The following is a 16,943-nucleotide window of genomic DNA, read 5'->3' on the forward strand; positions in this document are numbered from 1 at the left end:
TCTTAGCCAACCACCCGCAAATTCGATAATTCGTTGCCGATTTCCTTGAAATCGTTCGACAGGCTGGCGCCGGTCGCATTCCAGAACAGTTTCGCCGGTTTGGTCGGATCCGTCGGGTCCTTGCGGAAGCGCGAGTCCGATGAGCAGGATTTCAGCGCATCGATCGCCAGCTTGTCGCTGGCCTTTGTCGTCGACAGGTCGAGCGCCACCGTCATCACCATGATGTTGGCCGCCTTGGCGTTGTTGCAAAGCGTTGCCATCTGCTCGTTGAGTGCGTTGGTGTAGTTGCCGTTCGAATAGTCGAGCTGGCCGATGGCGCTCGATGTACCCATGAACATGCGCCCGACCGTGGTGCCGTTGTAGCCGGGATTGAGATAGCCGTAGGACGCATAGGTCGATTTCGAGTTGGCGGGGTCCGAATAGCTTAGCGAGGACGGCGTATAATAAGTGTTGGCGCCGTCGGTCAGCACGATCACGACCTTGTCGTTGCCCTTTTCCGTTTCCAGGCGCCCCTGCGTGAACGGCTCGCCGCTCGAGACCGCCCGCCAGCCCCACGCCATGCCCTCGGGAACATTGGTGCCGCCATTCGGCTGCATCAGGTCGATCGCGGCCTTGATCGAGGTGATCCCATCGGTGACGCTGACATCGGTCAGCGGCGTGATCGGGTTGGTGGTGCAGCTGTAGTTCGGGCCATTGCCGGTGGGCAGGGCCGGCGCATCGATCGGCCGCGGCATGAAGTACTTGGTCATGGTGCGCAACTGGGACTGGCCGGTGCTGCTCGCTGGATCATCGTTCCACCAGCTGTTCACGGCACCGTAGGCCTTCGGGGTCGCCTCCTTTGGGTCCTGCGTTACCTTCCACTGGTTGCCGGGTTCGTCCGGCGCGAACATCGGCACGAACATCGTCGCCGGGTCGCCGATCCCTATGCCGGTGTTTGCAGAGCCGCCCGACGGCGGAGCATCATTGACATTGTACGGGTAGGGCCGGGCCTCGACACATCCTTGCCAACTGGCGAACGGGCCGTAGGTATCGACGTAGTCATAGGCGTCGTAGCTGCGCTTGCAGGTATTGTTCGAATAGTACTCGGCACAGACGACACGCTTGCTGTTGACGACGCGCTCGTGGTTCGTGACGACCTGCATGTCGCGGTAGAGCGAGAACCGGGTCAGCATCTGGCCTTCCTGGGCACCCCATCCCGAGCCGCGCTTGTACCAGATGCCGTTGGTCTGCTGGGCGTATTTGTCGGCGGCGTTCAGCGTCGACCAATCGAAATTCTCGTTCGACACCGGCGACAGGCCCTCCGTGTCCATCCACGACGCGTTGCCATTGCCTGGGCCGACATTGACCGAAGCGGCAAAGGGCACGAGGCCGAATTGCACCGGCTTGTCGACCTGCTTGATCATCGCCGCCTGCTGCGCCAGCGTGTCGACCAGCTGCTTGGACGCGGTCTTGAGCAGATCGATGCGCTTCTGGCCAGAGCCCGTGCCGAGCGTGGTCATCGATCCGGAATTGTCGAGCACCAGGGCAACTTCCAGCGTGTTCTTCAGCCGGACCTGGGAAGTGACGTTGAAGTTGATCCTCTGGTTGGCATCGGTTCCGGATTCACCGACGAGCTGGGCGAAGGCCGGATAGAAATAGGGCTTGTAGGCAAGCTGTGCCGTCATCGTCAGCAGGCCGCCGCCGCTGGTGTTGCTCGGCAAGGTGACGTTGAGCGTCGTGCTGGCCGGATCGATGTCGTTCAAATTGGCGTTGAAGAAATCGAGCGCATAGGCTTTCAACTGGTCGTCGGTTGCCCCTTCCGTCAGCCGGCGCGCGGTGGCGAAGTTGGCGGCGTCGAGCGCATTCGTCACCATCTGCTTTTCACGGTTCATTTCCGTGAAATCGATCGCGATCGCCAGGCCGCCCATCAGCGGGGCCATCGCCACGACTGTCATAAGAGCATAGTTGCCGCGTCTGTCGCGGCGGAACCGACGCCAAAGTTCATGCATGTCTTGCAGCGGCCCCCGCCGGCGGATTCTCGATTGACGTCAACTTTCCACAAAACGCTGAAGGACGGGTTTGGGAAACCGCTCTATTGCTCGGTCGGCGCTTCACCAACCGCTAACCAATCCGAGGCCGATGTCGCGACCCGCCCAAAAACAAAACGCCCTGCCGAGGCAGGGCGTTTGCGAGAGGAACCCCGACGATCAGCTGACGATGCGCAGGTTGGACAGTTCGTTGCCGATCGCCTTGAAATCGTCGGAGAGCGTTGCTCCGGTCGAATTCCAGAACAGCTTCTCTGGCTTGCTGGGATCTGTCTGATCCTTGCGAAAGCGGGAATCAGAGGAGCAAGCCTTCAAAGCATCCATCTGGGCTTTTTCGGCTGTGTTCTTCGAATCAAGATCGAGTGCGATCGTCATGACGATGATATTGCCAGCCTTGGCGTTGTCGCAAAGTGCGGTGAACTGCTCGTTCATGGCATTTGAGTAGTTTTCTTCCGTGTAGGTGGACTTGCCGATATTTGAGCTGGTGTTCATGTACATCCGCGTTGTGCTGGTGCCGCTGTATCCGACGCCGGTATAGCCAAATGCGGAGTAGCTTGATCTGTTGTTGGCGTAGTCGTTCCTACGGAAGTACCCGGGGGTGTAGTAAGTGTTCGCGCCGTCCGTCAGCACGATCACCACCTTGTCATTGCCTCTCTCCGTCTCCGGTCGCCCTTCGGTAAACGGCGCCCCGCTGGACAATGTACGCCAGCCCCAGGCCAGCCCTTCTGGAACGTTCGTCGCACCGACAGCTTGCATGTTGTCGATTGCAGTTTTGATCTTGTTCAATCCGGAACTGATGGTGACGTCGGTCAGCGCGGTTATCGGGGTGGTTGTGCAACTGTAGTTCGGCCCTCCGTCGATCGGGTCCGGGATGGCAAAGCCCATGGGGGCCGGGTAGAGATACTTCGCCATGTTCGTCTGGCGCGCCAATTGCGAGATCTGGCTGGTGTTGGTCGAGGTGTTGTTGTCGTCCCACCAGCTATTGATGACGTTGAAGGTTTTGACGGAACCATTGCTCAAGGTCCATTTGTTTCCAGGCTCGTCCGGCGCGAACATTGGCACGAACATTGTAGCGGGCGTTCCCGTAGAGGCAGCAGTATCGCTGATGTTATGAGGGCTTGGTCGGGCTTCGACGCATCCACCCCAAGCTGCCGTCCGTCCATAGTCGGGGACGGTGACGGTATCGGGTACGCATGTGGTCCTGCCGCTTCTTGTAGTGCAAGTCTGGGTTCCTGTCGGCGCCTGATGTGAGCCTATCTGGGTCTGCATCAGATCGAACAGGGAAAATCGCGTGAGCGGTCGGTCCTTCTGGGCGGCACTCCACCCGGCTCCTTTGGCATACCAAACGCCAGCGAGATTCTCGGCGTACTTGTTCGATCCCCATGGCGAAGCGGACGGACTCATGCTCGCCAGCCAGCCGAAATTCTCGTGATGGATCGGCGAGATGCCGGTGGTATCCATCCAGGCCGCCGAAGCATTGTCCGGGCCGACATTCACTGACGCGGCGAAGGGAACCAGGCTGAACTGGACTGGTCTGGTGACCTGTCTCATCATCTGGGCCTGACCGGCCAACTGATCGACCAGCTGCTTGGCGGCACTCTTGAGCAGGTCGAACCGGACCTTATTGGAACCTTTGCCGAGCTCGGTCATCGAGCCGGAATTGTCGAGCACCAGGGACACTTCCAGCGTATTTTTCAGGCGGACTTCGGAACATGTGTTGAAGGCGACGTTGGCATCCCCGCCAGTTCCGCCCAACAGGATTCTCGCCGTCGGCGCGAAGTAGGGCTTGTAGGTCAGGGTGCCGCAGAGCTTCAGGGTTCCGCCGCCGGTGTTGTTGTTGGGCAGTGTCACGGCCAGCGTCGTGTTGGCCGGGTCGATATGCGCAAGATTGGTCTCGAAGAAATTCTTGGCATAAGCCTTGGCGTCGGCGTCGCTGGCACCGGCAACGATCTGCTGGGCGGTGGCGATGCCGGCGGCATCCAGGGCATTCAGGGCGTTCTGCCGCTGGCGCGACATTTCGGTAAAATCGATACCGAGCGCCAGACCGCCGATCAGCGGGACCGTGGCCAGGACAGTCATCAGCGCGTAATTGCCACGCCGATCGTTTCCGAATTTACGGATCATTGCCTCGAAATACCCCCGCCAAATCAATTGTTCGTGAGGACGGTGTCATAAATCGTTAAATTTCAGGTTGCCGGAATATCTCCAAGGTCGATCTGCCCTTTCAACGCGCGTTAACCAAATGCTGTCCAATGGCGGCTCTTGGCCAGCGGATAGCGGCGATCGGGCGGAAGAGGCGCCTTCGCCGTCGATCTCCAGGTGAAAGCTGGTGACAGCATGGATCGGTTCGGATAATTCCAACCCGCTCGGCGAACCGTCGGCCGCGGCACTCGCAACGCTCATATTGAAGGAAACGGCATGGCGGATTCGCCCGAAATCGTCGGCTCGCTCGAAGACGTCTCGAAAGCCTATTCGGCAATTCTTTGCGATGTCTGGGGCGTGGTGCACAATGGCGAATGGCATTTTCCGGCAGCCGCGGCGGCGCTCGCCAGGGCAAGGGCGGCCGGCATTCCCGTTGTTCTCATCACCAATTCGCCTCGCCGCAGCGCAGATGTCGTGGCTCAGATGAGTGCGATCGGCGTTCCGCCGTCTGCCTACGACCGTGTGGTGACCTCGGGCGATGTGACCCGTGACCTGATCGCCGATGGACCGCGCAAGGTCTTCCACATCGGCGCCGACCGCGATCTGACCCTCTATGACGGCCTCGACGTCGATCTCGTCGAGGAGTTCGAAGCAGCCGGCGTCGTGTGCACCGGGCTGTTCAATGACGAGGTCGAGAAACCTGAGGACTATGCCGACCTCTTGCGCCGACTGCGTGCCAGGAACCTGCCGTTTATCTGCGCCAATCCCGATATCATGGTGGAACGCGGCGAACGGATCATCTGGTGCGCCGGTGCCCTGGCGCGCGACTATGCCCAGCTCGGCGGCCGCACGCTGATCGCCGGAAAGCCCTACGCGCCTGTCTACGATGTCGCGATGAAGGAGGTGGCGGAGGTGCTTGGCCGCCCGATTGAACGGTCTCGGATATTGGCCATCGGCGATGGCATGATGACCGATGTGAAGGGCGCCGCCGACAATGGTTTCGACGTTCTCTATGTCTCCGGCGGCATTCATGCCCGCGACTACGGCGACGCATCCCGGCCGGATCCGGCAAAGCTCGGGCTCTTCCTGGAACGGCACGGCTATCGTCCGGTCGCCGTCATGGTCAGGCTGCAGTAGGTGGCAATGGTGGGCTTCCAGCATCTCTCGGCAACCGCGCCGCTGCCCGCCAATCTGCGTGGCGGCGTTGTCGCGATCGGCAATTTCGATGGCGTCCACCGCGGTCATCAGGCGGTGCTCGAACGGGCGTTGGCCGAGGCTGTGCGGCGTGACGTGCCGGCCCTGGTGCTGAGCTTCGAACCGCACCCGCGAAAGGTCTTCAGGCCCGACATGCCGTTGTTCGTGCTGACGCCGCCGCCGATGAAGGCACGGCTCCTGTCGTTGCTGGGCTTTGCCGCGCTCGTCGAGCAGCCATTCACCCGCGACTTCGCCTCGCTGTCGGCGGAAGCGTTCGTCACCGACGTGCTGGAGAGGACGCTCGGCATCACCCACGCGGTGACCGGTTTCGATTTTCATTTCGGTAGGGATCGCCAGGGCGGGCCGGCCTATCTGATGGCGGCCGGCGAACGCCATGGGTTTGGCGTGACACTCGTCGACGCCTTTCGCGACGAGGGCGCCGAGGTGGTGTCGTCGAGCCGTATCCGCGGCTTGCTATGCGATGGCAATGTGGCCGAGGCCGCTGGCCTGCTCGGCTATCGCTTCACCGTGGAGAGCGAGGTGGTGGGCGGCCAGCAACTCGGCCGCACGCTTGGCTTCCCGACAGCCAACATGAGACTTTCGCCGGAAGCGACTCTCAAGGAAGGGATTTATGCCGTCCGCTTTCGGCGCGCCGACGGCACCTTGCACGACGGCGTTGCCAGCTTCGGCCGCCGCCCGACCGTCGACGACAATGGCGCGCCGCTTCTGGAAACATTCGTCTTCGATTTTTCCGGCGATCTCTATGGCGAGACCTGCGAGGTCTCGTTCTTCGGCTTCCTGCGCAGCGAGATCAAATTCGACGGGCTCGATGCATTGGTGGTGCAGATGAAGCGCGATGAAGCCGAAGCACGCGCCCTGCTTGCCGGCGTCAAGCCGCTTTCGCAGCTCGACGCCGCCATTGCATTCTGACTTACTTTTTGAGCGCCAGGCCGACGGCGATGAAGGTCCAGCCCTGGAAGATCAAGTCGATCGCCAGGAATAGTCCGAGCACCCACAGGCTGTTGACCGGCCAGCCCATGGCGATGATCAGGCCGGCAAGCACGCTGATGAGACCCGCCGCGACAATCCAGCCCCAGCCCCTTTCCGGACGGTGACTGTAGCCGACCCAGGCCCGCAGCGCGCCGGAAGCGACGAGCGCAACGGCCAGCAGGAAGGTCAGCACCGCCGAGGCCAGCAGCGGATTGTCGAAGGCGAAAAATCCGGCGACCGCGTAAAGAAGTCCACTGAGCAGCCAGTAGAAGAAGCGGCCCCAGGTCTTGACGCCGAAAGCATGCATGATCTCGATGATGCCGGCCACCAGCATCAGCCAGCCGACGACATAGACGGAAGCCACCGTGGCGATGAACAGATTACCGAAGGCAATGCCGCCGAGGATCAGCAACAACACGCCAAGGCCGACAAACCATCCCCACTTTGCTCGGGTCTCGCCGATCGCGTTCTTCAGTGTATCGCCGTGCAATGTCATGTCGCCACCTCCATCGGGGACCGCCAGCATGCAACGAAATTAGCTCCCGTGCCGGTCCCCGTCCAGCCGATGGTGCAGGCGATACGAAGCGGATGTCTCATCCTTAAATCAAATTTTACCAAAGCCTCGTCAAAGCTGTCACCGAGAGACAGTTGTATCGTGTTAGTGGAGTGGCCATGAGTCCGGTCGGGAAGATTTCTGCAGCCTTGGCTGCCGTGATGCTGGCGACGTCAGGCGCGGCCGAGGCCGGCGACGGGGCTTTCGGCTGGCTGTCCGGTGACTGGTATCTGACGGTTGGTGCCACTGGCCTGGTCGCGCCGAATTTCGAGGGCGGCAAGAAATACATGCTGAGCGCCCAGCCCATTATCTCCTTGGGCAAGGCTGGTCCCCAGGCACGCTTCACCTCCCGCAACGACAACATTTCGTTGGCGCTTGTCGATGATGGCAGTGTGCGTGCCGGCCTGACCGGCAAGTTCCTCTTCACGCGTGACGACAGCAATGCCGATGAACTCAAGGGGCTCGATCCGGTCCGCTGGGGTGGCGAGGTCGGCGGCTTCTTTGAATTCTATCCGACCGACTGGCTGCGCGCGCGAGCCGAATTGCGGCACGGCATCCGTGCCCATAACGGCTTTGTCGCCGATATCGCCGCCGACGCCTTCTATGATGTGACGCCGACTGTCAGAATTTCAGGTGGCCCGCGCGTGTCCTTCGCCTCGGCCAACTATTTCGACGCCTATTATGGCGTCAATGCGCAGGAAGCGGTGGCCTCGGGCCTGAGCCAATACAGTCCCGGTGGCGGCCTGAAGTCCGTTGGCCTCGGCGGCGCGGTGACCTGGAAGGTGACCGATCCGATGACCGCCAGCCTGTTCGGCGAATATTCGCGCCTGGAGGGTCCAGCGGCCGATTCCAGCCTGGTCAAGGAGCGTGGCGACCGCAATCAGTTCATGGTCGGTGTGTCGACCACCTATCGCTTCGACTTCAAGATGTAGGCGAATCGAACGAGACGCTTTATTCCTGCGCCTATCTCCGCTAAAAGCCACGCCATGATGAGCTTTTCGCGCCTTTTCGCGATCGCGATACGAATTACTGGCCCGGTGCTCCGGGTGGCCTGAGCGCCGCCGGAGCCGCCGGGAGTTTCGCGCTCGCCCCGCGCTTTTCCAGAACATTGACGCATATCGCCCAAAAGTGGGTCCGGTTTGGGAAACGATATGCATCAACCCAAAGACTTCAACGCCCGGGCTTTTGTGCCGACGGGCTATGCAGATGGCAGATCAATGACCGACACTGTTGAAACGATCGACTATTCGAAGACGCTCTACCTGCCGCAGACGGATTTCCCGATGCGGGCCGGCTTGCCCGAGAAGGAACCGGTGCTGGTCAAGCGCTGGCAGGACATGGACCTCTACCGCAAGCTGCGCGAGAGTGCCGCCGGCCGCACGAAATACGTGCTGCATGACGGGCCGCCCTACGCCAATGGCAACATCCATATCGGTCATGCGCTGAACAAGATCCTCAAGGATGTCATCACCCGCTCGTTCCAGATGCGCGGCTACGATTCGAACTACGTGCCTGGCTGGGACTGCCACGGCCTGCCGATCGAATGGAAGATCGAGGAGCAGTACCGCGCCAAGGGCAAGAACAAGGACGAGGTGCCGGTCAACGAGTTCCGCAAGGAGTGCCGCGAGTTCGCCGCGCACTGGATCTCCGTGCAGGGCGGCGAATTCCAGCGGCTTGGCGTCATCGGCGACTTCAAGAACCCCTATACGACGATGGCCTTCCATGCCGAGTCGCGCATCGCCGGCGAATTGCTGAAATTCGCCATGTCGGGCCAGCTCTATCGCGGCTCGAAGCCGGTGATGTGGAGCGTCGTCGAGCGCACCGCGCTGGCCGAGGCCGAGATCGAGTACCAGGACTATGAGTCCGACACGATCTGGGTGAAGTTTCCGGTGGCCAATCTCGCTGTCGCCAGCGTCGTGGACGGGCAGCCGGCGGAACTCAACCCGGACCTGAGCGGGCGGTCGCTGGATTTGCTGGATGCCCATGTCGTCATCTGGACGACGACGCCGTGGACCATCCCGGGCAACCGTGCCGTCAGCTATTCGCCGCGTGTCGCCTATGGCCTCTACGAGGTGACGGCGGCCGAGAATGCGTTTGGCCCGCAGCCGGGGGAGAAGCTGATCTTTGCCGACGCCCTGGCCGAGGATAGCCAGGCCAAGGCCAAGGTCACCTTGAAGCGCCTTCATGGCATCGGCACCGAACAGCTTGGAAATCTTGTGCTTTCGCATCCCTTCAAGGGTCTCGGCGGCGGTTACGAATTTCCGGTGCCGATGATCGCCGGCGATCACGTGACCGACGATGCCGGTACCGGTTTCGTTCACACCGCCCCCAGCCATGGCCGCGAGGACTTCGACGCCTGGATGGACGCGGCACCCGAGCTGCGCGCACGCGGCATCGACACGGTGATTCCCTTCACCGTCGACGATGCCGGCTTCTTCACCAGGGAGGCGCCGGGCTTCGGTCCCGATCGCGAGGGCGGACCGGCGCGCGTCATCGACGACAACGGCAAGAAGGGCAACGCCAACCAGGCGGTCATCGACGAACTGATCAAGCGCAACGCGCTGTTCGCGCGCGGCCGCCTGAAGCACAGCTACCCGCATTCCTGGCGGTCGAAGAAACCGGTGATCTTCCGCAACACGCCGCAATGGTTCGTCTACATGGACAAGGATCTCGGCGACGGCACGACACTGCGCAGCCGCGCCTTGAAGGCCATCGACGATACCCGTTTCGTACCGGCAGCCGGCCAGAACCGCATCCGCGCCATGATCGAGGAGCGGCCGGACTGGGTGCTGTCGCGCCAGCGCGCCTGGGGCGTGCCGATCGCCATCTTCGCGGATGAGGATGGCAATGTGCTGAAGGACGAGGCGGTCAACCAGCGCATCAGGGACGCGTTCGAGGAAGAGGGCGCCGACGCCTGGTTCGCCGCCGGCGCCAAGGAGCGTTTCCTCGGCAATCACGATGCCTCCCGTTGGCGGCAGGTAATGGACATCCTCGATGTCTGGTTCGATTCGGGTTCGACGCACGTCTTCACGCTGGAGGACCGTCCTGACCTGAAATGGCCAGCCGACGTCTATCTCGAAGGCTCCGACCAGCATCGCGGCTGGTTCCATTCCTCGCTGCTCGAAAGTTGCGGCACCAGGGGCAGGGCGCCTTACGACACCGTCGTCACCCATGGCTTCACCATGGACGAGGACGGACGCAAGATGTCGAAGTCGCTCGGCAACACGGTGGTGCCTCAGGACGTCATCAAGCAGTCGGGCGCCGACATACTGCGCCTGTGGGTGGTGACGACGGATTATTGGGAAGACCAGCGGCTCGGCAAGAACGTGCTGCAGACCAACATCGACGCCTACCGCAAGCTGCGCAACACCATCCGCTGGATGCTGGGCACGCTCGCCCATGACGATGGTGAGACCGTGCCGCTGGAGGCCATGCCGGAGCTGGAGCGGCTGATGCTGCACCGGCTGGCTGAACTGGATGAAGTCGTGCGCTCTGGCTACGACGCCTTCGAGTTCAAGCGCATCACCCGCACGCTCATCGATTTCATGGTGGTCGAGCTGTCGGCCTTCTATTTCGACATCCGCAAGGACGCGCTTTACTGCGATGCGCCGTCGAGCGTGAAGCGCAAGGCCTCGGTGCAGGTGGTTCGTCATCTCTTCGATTGCCTGGTGAAATGGCTGGCGCCGATGCTGCCCTTCACCATGGAAGAGGCTTGGCTCGACCGGCATCCCGATGCCGTATCCGTGCATCTCGACCAGTTCCCGGAAATCCCGGCGGATTGGAAGAATGAGGCGCTGGCGGAGAAATGGCGCAAGGTCAGGCAGGTGCGCCGCGTCGTCACCGGCGCGCTCGAGATCGCGCGCGCCCAGAAGGTGATCGGCTCCTCGCTGGAGGCAGTGCCGGTCGTCACCATCAACGATGCAACGCTCGAGGCGGCGATAGCGGATGTCGACATGGCCGAGATGGCGATCACCAGCGATCTCGTCATTGCCCATGGCCCAATCGGTGATCAAGCGCCGGCAGCTGCTTTCACACTCGACGACGTCAAGGGCGTCGCCGTGGTGGTCGAGAAGGCAGAGGAGCGCGGCCTGGTCAAATGCGCGCGTTCCTGGCGCTACACGGCCGATGTCGGGCAGGATCCTGCGTTTCCCGATGTCTCGGCGCGCGATGCCGCAGTGTTGCACGAATTGAAGGCGCTCGGCCGGCTCTGATGCATGTCGCCCAAAAGTGTACAGCGGTCTTGGGACAACGACATGCATCCACCAAGTGCATGTCGCCCAAAAGTGTACAGCGGTTTTGGGACAACGACATGCATCTGATCAATAGTGCACAAATGCCACGCCGGGCGGGCGAAAACCGCCCGTGCGTTGCCCTTAACGAGTGGTTGAGGTAAACACGCGAAACTCCGGAAGACAAATTGTCGCCGGATTTCCGTCGCAAGTGCTTGGACGATGGGGGCCGGTCACAGGACCGGCGGCGATCGAGAGGCTGTCTAGAGTGGGACTTTTTGGCATGACCGAGAGATATAATGCGCGCCTTGCGCTGCTGGCGCCGCTTGTCGCATCGGGCCTGGCTTTGTCCGGCTGCATGGGTTCGCCGACCTACGGCACCGACAAGACGGCTGCCGAACAGCTGGCCGGCGATCTCACCGGCGCCGTTTCCTTCGCGCCGAAGCGCAAGGACCCGATCGACTACAAGCCGCGCCCCACCTTGGTGAAGCCCGCTCCCGGACAGAAGGAAGCGCTGCCTGCACCGCAGGACAGCATCCAGTCGGCAAGCGCCGAGTGGCCCGAATCGCCCGAGCAGCGCCGTGCGCGGCTGCGCGCCGACGCCACGGCCCACCAGAACGATCCGAGCTATCAGGCCGAGATCGTCGACGACGTGCAGACCGATCCGGCCTCAGTCAAGAAGGCAATGGCGGACTCAGGCTCCAGCCATCCGCCGGCATGGTCGCCCGCGGACTCCGACAAGGGCCGTGCCGCCGAAATTCAGCGTCGTCTTGCGGCCAGCAAACAGGGCGACCCCAACACCCGCAAATATCTGAGCGAGCCACCGTTGGCCTACCGTGTCGCGTCCGACACGGCGCCGCAAAACGAACTCGGCGAGGATGAGTACAAGAAGGAACGCCGCCTGAAGAAAGAGGCGGAGGGCAAGAAGGGCGGCTGGTTCGACTGGTTGCCGTCGCTGTAAGAACGACGACGCGGCCCTTTTCCGGCTGGATGGCGTGGTTCAGTCGCGACGTTCCCTGAAAAACTCCTTAAGCAGCAGGGCCGCTTCGGTCTCGCCCATGCCCGGATAGATATCGGGCGCATGGTGGCATGTCGGCGAGGCAAAGAAGCGTGCGCCATTGACCACCGCACCGCCCTTTTCGTCTGCGGCGCCGAAATAGAGCCGGCGCAGCCTGGCGAAGGAAATGGCTCCGGCGCACATGGCGCACGGCTCCAGCGTCACATAGAGATCGTGGCCGGTCAGCCGCTCGCTCGAGAGTTTCCCGCAGGCTTCGCGGATAACCAGCATTTCCGCGTGCGCCGTTGGGTCGGCAAGTTCGCGCGTGCGGTTGCCGGCTTTTGCAACCACTGTGTTGCCGGTGGCGATGACGGCGCCGACCGGCACTTCGCCCCGCAAGGCTGCCGCTTCGGCCTCCCTCAGCGCCAGTGCCATGAAATCAGGCCGCTTCACGCGGATTCCATTCCCATTATCTCCTCGCCCCTCCAGGTTTTCGGTCTTCGTTTGTCTTTCCAGAAAAACCGGCAGCCACTTTTCCCTGACAAACGCCGATGATCCTGTTATTGAGCGCATCAACCCGAAAATCGGACTCGATTTTCGGAAAAGATCATGCGCCAAATCAAAGTGCACCAGCGTTCGTTGCGCGCCCGAAAGGTTGCGCCACGCTGTAGCAGCGCAAACGGACAAAGGCCACATGGACGACACCGACAAGAAATCTCCGCGCCAAAAAGGCCCGGGCAAGACACCTGCGGCTCCGCGAGGCGACAGAAGCGGCAAGCCATCCTTCGGCGCGAAGAAGCCTTACGCGCCGCGCGGCGATCGGCCAATGGCCGCCGAGGGTGAGCACCCGAAGCGCGACTTCAAGGGCGGCGACAAGCCGTTCGGCAAGGGGCCACGCCCCGCGGGCAAACCGTATGAGAAGCGCGAAGGACCGCGCAAGCCCTATGCGCCGCGTGGCGACCGCCCGATGGTGGCCGAAGGCGAGCGCAAGCCGTATGAGAACCGCGAAGGACCGCGCAAGCCCTACGCGCCGCGTGGCGACCGCCCGATGGCGGCCGAAGGCGAACGCAAGCCGTATGAAAAGCGCGAAGGGCCGCGCAAGCCCTACGCGCCGCGTGGCGACCGTCCAATGGCGGCCGAAGGCGAGCGCAAGCCCTATGAGAAGCGCGAAGGACCGCGCAAGCCCTACGCTCCACGCGGCGACCGTCCAGTAGCCGCTTCGGCGGAAGGAGGCGAAAAGCGCTTCGACCGTCCCAAGCGTGACTTCGGCGACCGTCCCAAGCGCGACTTCGCGGATCGCCCCAAGCGTGACTTTGGCGATCGGGCGCAAGGGGCGGGCGGCTTCAAGCCGCGCCCACGGCCCGCCGAAGCCACGGAAGAGGCCGGCGAACGTATCGCCAAGCGGCTGGCACGTGCCGGCCTTGCCTCGCGCCGCGACGCCGAGGAACTGATCGCGGCCGGCCGCGTCAAGGTCAATGGTCGCGCTCTGACTTCGCCTGCGTTCAATGTCATGCCTGGCGACATCATCCATCTCGACGGCATGGAGATCCCACCGATCGAACGCACGCGCCTGTTCCTGTTCCACAAGCCTGCCGGCGTCGTCACCACCAATCGCGATCCCGAGGGCCGCAAGACCGTGTTCGACGTGCTGCCGGCCGAATTGCCGCGGCTTATGACCATTGGCCGGCTCGATATCAACACCGAAGGCCTGCTGCTGCTCACCAATGATGGTGGCCTGTCGCGCGTGCTCGAACTGCCGGCCACCGGCTGGCTGCGCCGCTACCGCGTGCGCGTCCACGGCAAGGTCGAGGAAAGCGCGCTTGCCGGCCTGCGCGAAGGCATTGCCGTCGATGGTGTCTTCTATGGTGCGATCGAGGCGAGCCTCGATCGCGAGCAGGGTTCAAATGCCTGGCTGACGCTCGGCCTGCGCGAAGGGAAGAACCGCGAGGTCAGAAACATTCTCGGCGCGCTCGGCCTCGACGTGACGCGGCTGATCCGCATCTCCTACGGTCCCTTCCAGCTCGAGGATCTTCCTGAGGGCCATGTGCTGGAGATCAAGGGCCGCGTGTTGCGCGACCAGCTTGGCGAGCGCCTGGTCGAGGAATCCGGCGCCAATTTCGACGCCGAGATAACAAAGCCGTTTTCCAACAAGCCGGTACGGCGCACCGAAGTTCGCGAGCCGGAGCCAGAGCGGCCGAAATTCACCCGCGACGGCGAGCGCCGGCCGATCGGCGAGGGTGGACTGATCAAGAACCGCAAGCGCCGCGAAGGCAGCCGCGACGAGGCGCTTGGCAAACTGTCGACCAGTCCCGACAGGGGCGAGAGGCCGGAAAAGAGCTTCGGCGAACGCGGCCCCAGGCCCGAACGCGGCGCATTTGGCGACAAGCCACGTAGCGGCTTTGGCGACAAACCGCGCGGTGGCTTCGGCGACAAGCCGCGTGGCGGTTTCGGCGGCAAGAAATCCGAACGCGAGCAGCGGCCGATCGAGCCGCCCGGCCAGCGCAAGGCCAATGTCTGGATGGCGCCCGGTGCCAGGCCGATCGGCAAGGGCAGGGCGGAAGCCGACGCCGCCAAGGCGGCGGACGCCAAGGCGCGCAAGGCCGCGTTCAAGCCGTCTTATGGCAAGCCCGGCGGCAAACCGGACGGCGCAAAGCCGTTCGGCAAGCCGCGTGGCGAGCGCCCCGGCGGCGCTGGCGGTGAACGGCCGCGCGGCGGCCCCAAGGGGCCTCGGACAAGATGAGGCCGGGGACAAGATGAGAATCGTTGGCGGTGAGTTTCGCGGGCGTCCGCTGGCGACGCCCCGCAGCAGCGCCATCCGTCCGACGACCGACCGCACCCGCGAGGCCGTCTTCAACGTGCTGGCGCATCGCTTCGCCGAACAGCTGGACGGCGCGCGCGTGCTCGACCTGTTTGCCGGCACAGGCGCGCTTGGTCTGGAAGCGCTGTCGCGCGGCGCCTCCTATGGTGTCTTCATCGAGGAATCGGCCGAAGGCCGCGGCTTGATCCGCGACAATGTCGAGGCCTTCGGTCTGACCGGCCGCACCAAGATCTTTCGCCGTGACGCGACCGGCCTTGGCGAGGCGGGCACGCTGGCACCGTTCGGCCTCGTCTTCGCCGACCCGCCCTATGGCAAGGGCCTGGGTGAACGCGCCTTGCAGTCGGCTAAGGCCGGCGGCTGGCTGCGCCCTGGCGCGCTGTGCGTGGTCGAGGAGGCGGCGGCGGCGCCCTTCGAGCCAGGTCCAGGCTTTGCCGTGCTGGATGAGCGCAACTATGGCGAAACCATCATTCGCTTCATCGAGGCCGCCTGACACACGCGTTCAGCGCCGGCCTCTTTGCCGCCGCCTTTGCCGGCAACAACAATTCACTTTGCTTGTCGCCAGCACCTTGCCTATCGTTCTCTAGGGAAAACCGGAGCCATTGATGACATCCAGGACTGAATGGCTGCGGACAACACTGCTGGCGACGTCGCTGGCCTTCACACTCACCGGCTCCGCGCTGGCGGATGGCACTGTCTCGCCAAACACCAAGCCGGCCGAATTCAAGGTGACGGATTTCCTCCTCGACAACGGCATGGAGGTGGTCGTCATTCCCGACCATCGCGCGCCGATAGTCACTCATATGGTCTGGTACAAGATCGGCAGCGCCGACGAGCCGCCGGGCAAATCCGGCATCGCGCATTTCTTCGAACATTTGATGTTCAAGGCGACGACCCATCACGCGGCCGGCGAGTTCGACCGCGCAGTCTCCGACATTGGCGGCTCCAACAACGCCTTCACCTCCTACGACTACACCGCTTTCCACGAGACGGTGGCGCCGTCGGCGCTCGAACAGATGATGGGCTTCGAGGCCGACCGCATGCGCAACCTCATCCTCACCGACGATGTCATCAAGACCGAGCGCGATGTCATTCTCGAGGAGCGCCGCTCGCGCATCGACAACAATCCGCAGGCGGTGCTCGACGAGGAAGTCGATGCCACGCTCTGGCAGAACCAGCCCTATCGCATCCCCGTCATCGGCTGGATGCAGGAGATGGAGCAGCTCAACCGCGTCGACGCCACCGCCTTCTATGACAAATACTACCGGCCCAACAACGCCGTGCTGATCGTGGCCGGCGATGTCGAACCGGAGACGGTCAAGGCACTGGCCGAGAAAACCTATGGCAAGGTGGCGCGCGGTCCGGACCTGCCGCCGCGCATCCGCCCGGTCGAGCCGGAACAGAACACCAAGCGCACCGTCACGCTCTCCGACGCCCGTGTCAGCGTGCCGAGTTTCTCGACGCAGTGGGTGGTGCCGTCCTATCACACGGCCAAGCCCGGCGAGGCGGAAGCGCTTGACCTGCTGGCCGAAATCCTCGGCGGCGGCAACCGCAGCCGGCTCTACCAGGCTTTGGTCGTCCAGCAAGGCATTGCTGCCAGTGCCGGCGCCTATTTTCAGGGCACCATGCTCGACGCCACCAATTTCACCGTCTATGGCGCGCCGCGCGGCGACGCCAAGCTGGCCGACGTGGAGGCCGCTGTCGATGCCGAAGTGGCGCGCATCGCCAGCGGCGGCGTGACAGCCGATGAGCTCGAAAAGGCCAAGGACCGCTACGTCAGGTCGATGGTCTTTGCCCGCGACAAGCAGGACTCCATGGCCGAAATCTATGGCTCGACACTGGCCACCGGCGGCAATGTGCAAGACGTCCAGCAATGGCCGGAGCGCATCCGCAAGGTCACGGCGGACGAGGTCAAGGCCGTCGCCGCGCGCTATCTGGTGCTGGCCCGCTCGACGTCGGGCTATCTCTTGCCGCAACAACAGGCGGGGAATTGATGATG

General features: G+C 63.0%; 12 protein-coding genes. 8 read left to right on the forward strand and 4 right to left on the reverse strand.

Features of this window, described 5'->3' with window-relative positions:
- Nucleotides 1-2 precede the first annotated feature (2 nt).
- Both A3AU_RS0122800 and A3AU_RS0122805 read right to left on the reverse strand, forming a co-directional pair.
- Nucleotides 3-1,988, reverse strand: a complete 1,986-nt coding sequence (locus A3AU_RS0122800; RefSeq protein WP_027054936.1) for a TadE/TadG family type IV pilus assembly protein — start codon at nt 1,986-1,988, stop codon at nt 3-5.
- 198 nt (nt 1,989-2,186) lie between these two features.
- Nucleotides 2,187-4,148 (reverse strand): TadE/TadG family type IV pilus assembly protein, encoded by a 1,962-nt coding sequence (locus A3AU_RS0122805; RefSeq protein WP_027054937.1) that lies wholly within the window; start codon nt 4,146-4,148, stop codon nt 2,187-2,189.
- A 294-nt stretch (nt 4,149-4,442) separates the two neighbouring features.
- Here A3AU_RS0122805 and A3AU_RS0122810 point away from each other — a divergent pair, with 294 nt between their 5' ends.
- Nucleotides 4,443-5,303: a TIGR01459 family HAD-type hydrolase gene (locus A3AU_RS0122810; RefSeq protein WP_027054938.1), complete on the forward strand. Its 861-nt coding sequence runs from the start codon at nt 4,443-4,445 to the stop codon at nt 5,301-5,303.
- Nucleotides 5,304-5,309: 6 nt separating this feature from the next.
- A complete protein-coding gene (locus tag A3AU_RS0122815) occupies nt 5,310-6,290 on the forward strand; it encodes a bifunctional riboflavin kinase/FAD synthetase (protein ID WP_027054939.1) in 981 nt (326 codons plus the stop codon).
- Nucleotide 6,291: 1 nt separating this feature from the next.
- Here the strand turns inward: A3AU_RS0122815 and A3AU_RS0122820 are convergent, their stop codons facing one another.
- Complete coding sequence (locus tag A3AU_RS0122820) at nt 6,292-6,846, reverse strand: HdeD family acid-resistance protein (protein ID WP_027054940.1); 555 nt, start codon at nt 6,844-6,846, stop codon at nt 6,292-6,294.
- A gap of 176 nt (nt 6,847-7,022) precedes the next feature.
- Here A3AU_RS0122820 and A3AU_RS0122825 point away from each other — a divergent pair, with 176 nt between their 5' ends.
- The 3 genes from A3AU_RS0122825 (at nt 7,023) to A3AU_RS0122835 (ending at nt 12,093) form a co-directional block, all read left to right on the forward strand.
- The gene (locus A3AU_RS0122825) at nt 7,023-7,835 is read left to right on the forward strand and encodes a MipA/OmpV family protein (protein ID WP_027054941.1); all 813 of its coding nucleotides are present in this window, start codon (nt 7,023-7,025) and stop codon (nt 7,833-7,835) included.
- Nucleotides 7,836-8,120: 285 nt separating this feature from the next.
- The gene (gene ileS, locus A3AU_RS0122830) at nt 8,121-11,114 is read left to right on the forward strand and encodes an isoleucine--tRNA ligase (RefSeq protein WP_027054942.1); all 2,994 of its coding nucleotides are present in this window, start codon (nt 8,121-8,123) and stop codon (nt 11,112-11,114) included.
- A 301-nt stretch (nt 11,115-11,415) separates the two neighbouring features.
- On the forward strand, nt 11,416-12,093 hold the full coding sequence (locus tag A3AU_RS0122835; protein ID WP_027054943.1) for a metal ABC transporter substrate-binding protein: 678 nt from the start codon (nt 11,416-11,418) through the stop codon (nt 12,091-12,093).
- 39 nt (nt 12,094-12,132) lie between these two features.
- Here A3AU_RS0122835 and A3AU_RS0122840 read toward each other — a convergent pair whose 3' ends face one another.
- Entirely contained in the window at nt 12,133-12,582 is a 450-nt protein-coding gene (locus A3AU_RS0122840) for a nucleoside deaminase (protein WP_027054944.1), read from the reverse strand.
- 241 nt (nt 12,583-12,823) lie between these two features.
- Between A3AU_RS0122840 and A3AU_RS0122845 the strand changes: the two genes are divergently transcribed.
- The 3 genes from A3AU_RS0122845 to A3AU_RS0122855 all read left to right on the forward strand — a co-directional run bounded on the left by A3AU_RS0122845 (nt 12,824) and on the right by A3AU_RS0122855 (nt 16,938).
- Nucleotides 12,824-14,869, forward strand: coding sequence for a pseudouridine synthase (locus A3AU_RS0122845; protein WP_027054945.1), 2,046 nt, complete (start codon nt 12,824-12,826; stop codon nt 14,867-14,869).
- Between the two features lie 13 nt (nt 14,870-14,882).
- Nucleotides 14,883-15,437 carry a 16S rRNA (guanine(966)-N(2))-methyltransferase RsmD gene (rsmD, locus tag A3AU_RS0122850; protein WP_027054946.1) on the forward strand — a complete coding sequence of 185 codons (555 nt, stop codon included), beginning with the start codon at nt 14,883-14,885 and terminating at the stop codon, nt 15,435-15,437.
- A gap of 112 nt (nt 15,438-15,549) precedes the next feature.
- Nucleotides 15,550-16,938, forward strand: coding sequence for a M16 family metallopeptidase (locus tag A3AU_RS0122855; protein WP_027054947.1), 1,389 nt, complete (start codon nt 15,550-15,552; stop codon nt 16,936-16,938).
- The last annotated feature ends 5 nt before the right edge of the window (nt 16,939-16,943 follow it).

The organism is Mesorhizobium erdmanii USDA 3471 (assembly GCF_000472705.1).
In the GTDB taxonomy this organism is placed as follows: domain Bacteria; phylum Pseudomonadota; class Alphaproteobacteria; order Rhizobiales; family Rhizobiaceae; genus Mesorhizobium; species Mesorhizobium erdmanii.

Excerpts from the sequence above, each read along its gene's own strand:
- A3AU_RS0122810 (WP_027054938.1), top strand. The coding sequence starts at position 4,443 with ATGGCGGATTCGCCCGAAATCGTCGGCTCGCTCGAAGACGTCTCGAAA.
- A3AU_RS0122815 (WP_027054939.1), top strand. The coding sequence starts at position 5,310 with ATGGTGGGCTTCCAGCATCTCTCGGCAACCGCGCCGCTGCCCGCCAAT.
- A3AU_RS0122825 (WP_027054941.1), top strand. The coding sequence starts at position 7,023 with ATGAGTCCGGTCGGGAAGATTTCTGCAGCCTTGGCTGCCGTGATGCTG.
- A3AU_RS0122800 (WP_027054936.1), bottom strand. The coding sequence starts at position 1,988 with ATGCATGAACTTTGGCGTCGGTTCCGCCGCGACAGACGCGGCAACTAT.
- ileS (WP_027054942.1), top strand. The coding sequence starts at position 8,121 with ATGACCGACACTGTTGAAACGATCGACTATTCGAAGACGCTCTACCTG.
- A3AU_RS0122855 (WP_027054947.1), top strand. The coding sequence starts at position 15,550 with ATGACATCCAGGACTGAATGGCTGCGGACAACACTGCTGGCGACGTCG.
- A3AU_RS0122845 (WP_027054945.1), top strand. The coding sequence starts at position 12,824 with ATGGACGACACCGACAAGAAATCTCCGCGCCAAAAAGGCCCGGGCAAG.
- A3AU_RS0122835 (WP_027054943.1), top strand. The coding sequence starts at position 11,416 with ATGACCGAGAGATATAATGCGCGCCTTGCGCTGCTGGCGCCGCTTGTC.
- A3AU_RS0122820 (WP_027054940.1), bottom strand. The coding sequence starts at position 6,846 with ATGACATTGCACGGCGATACACTGAAGAACGCGATCGGCGAGACCCGA.
- A3AU_RS0122805 (WP_027054937.1), bottom strand. The coding sequence starts at position 4,148 with ATGATCCGTAAATTCGGAAACGATCGGCGTGGCAATTACGCGCTGATG.
- rsmD (WP_027054946.1), top strand. The coding sequence starts at position 14,883 with ATGAGAATCGTTGGCGGTGAGTTTCGCGGGCGTCCGCTGGCGACGCCC.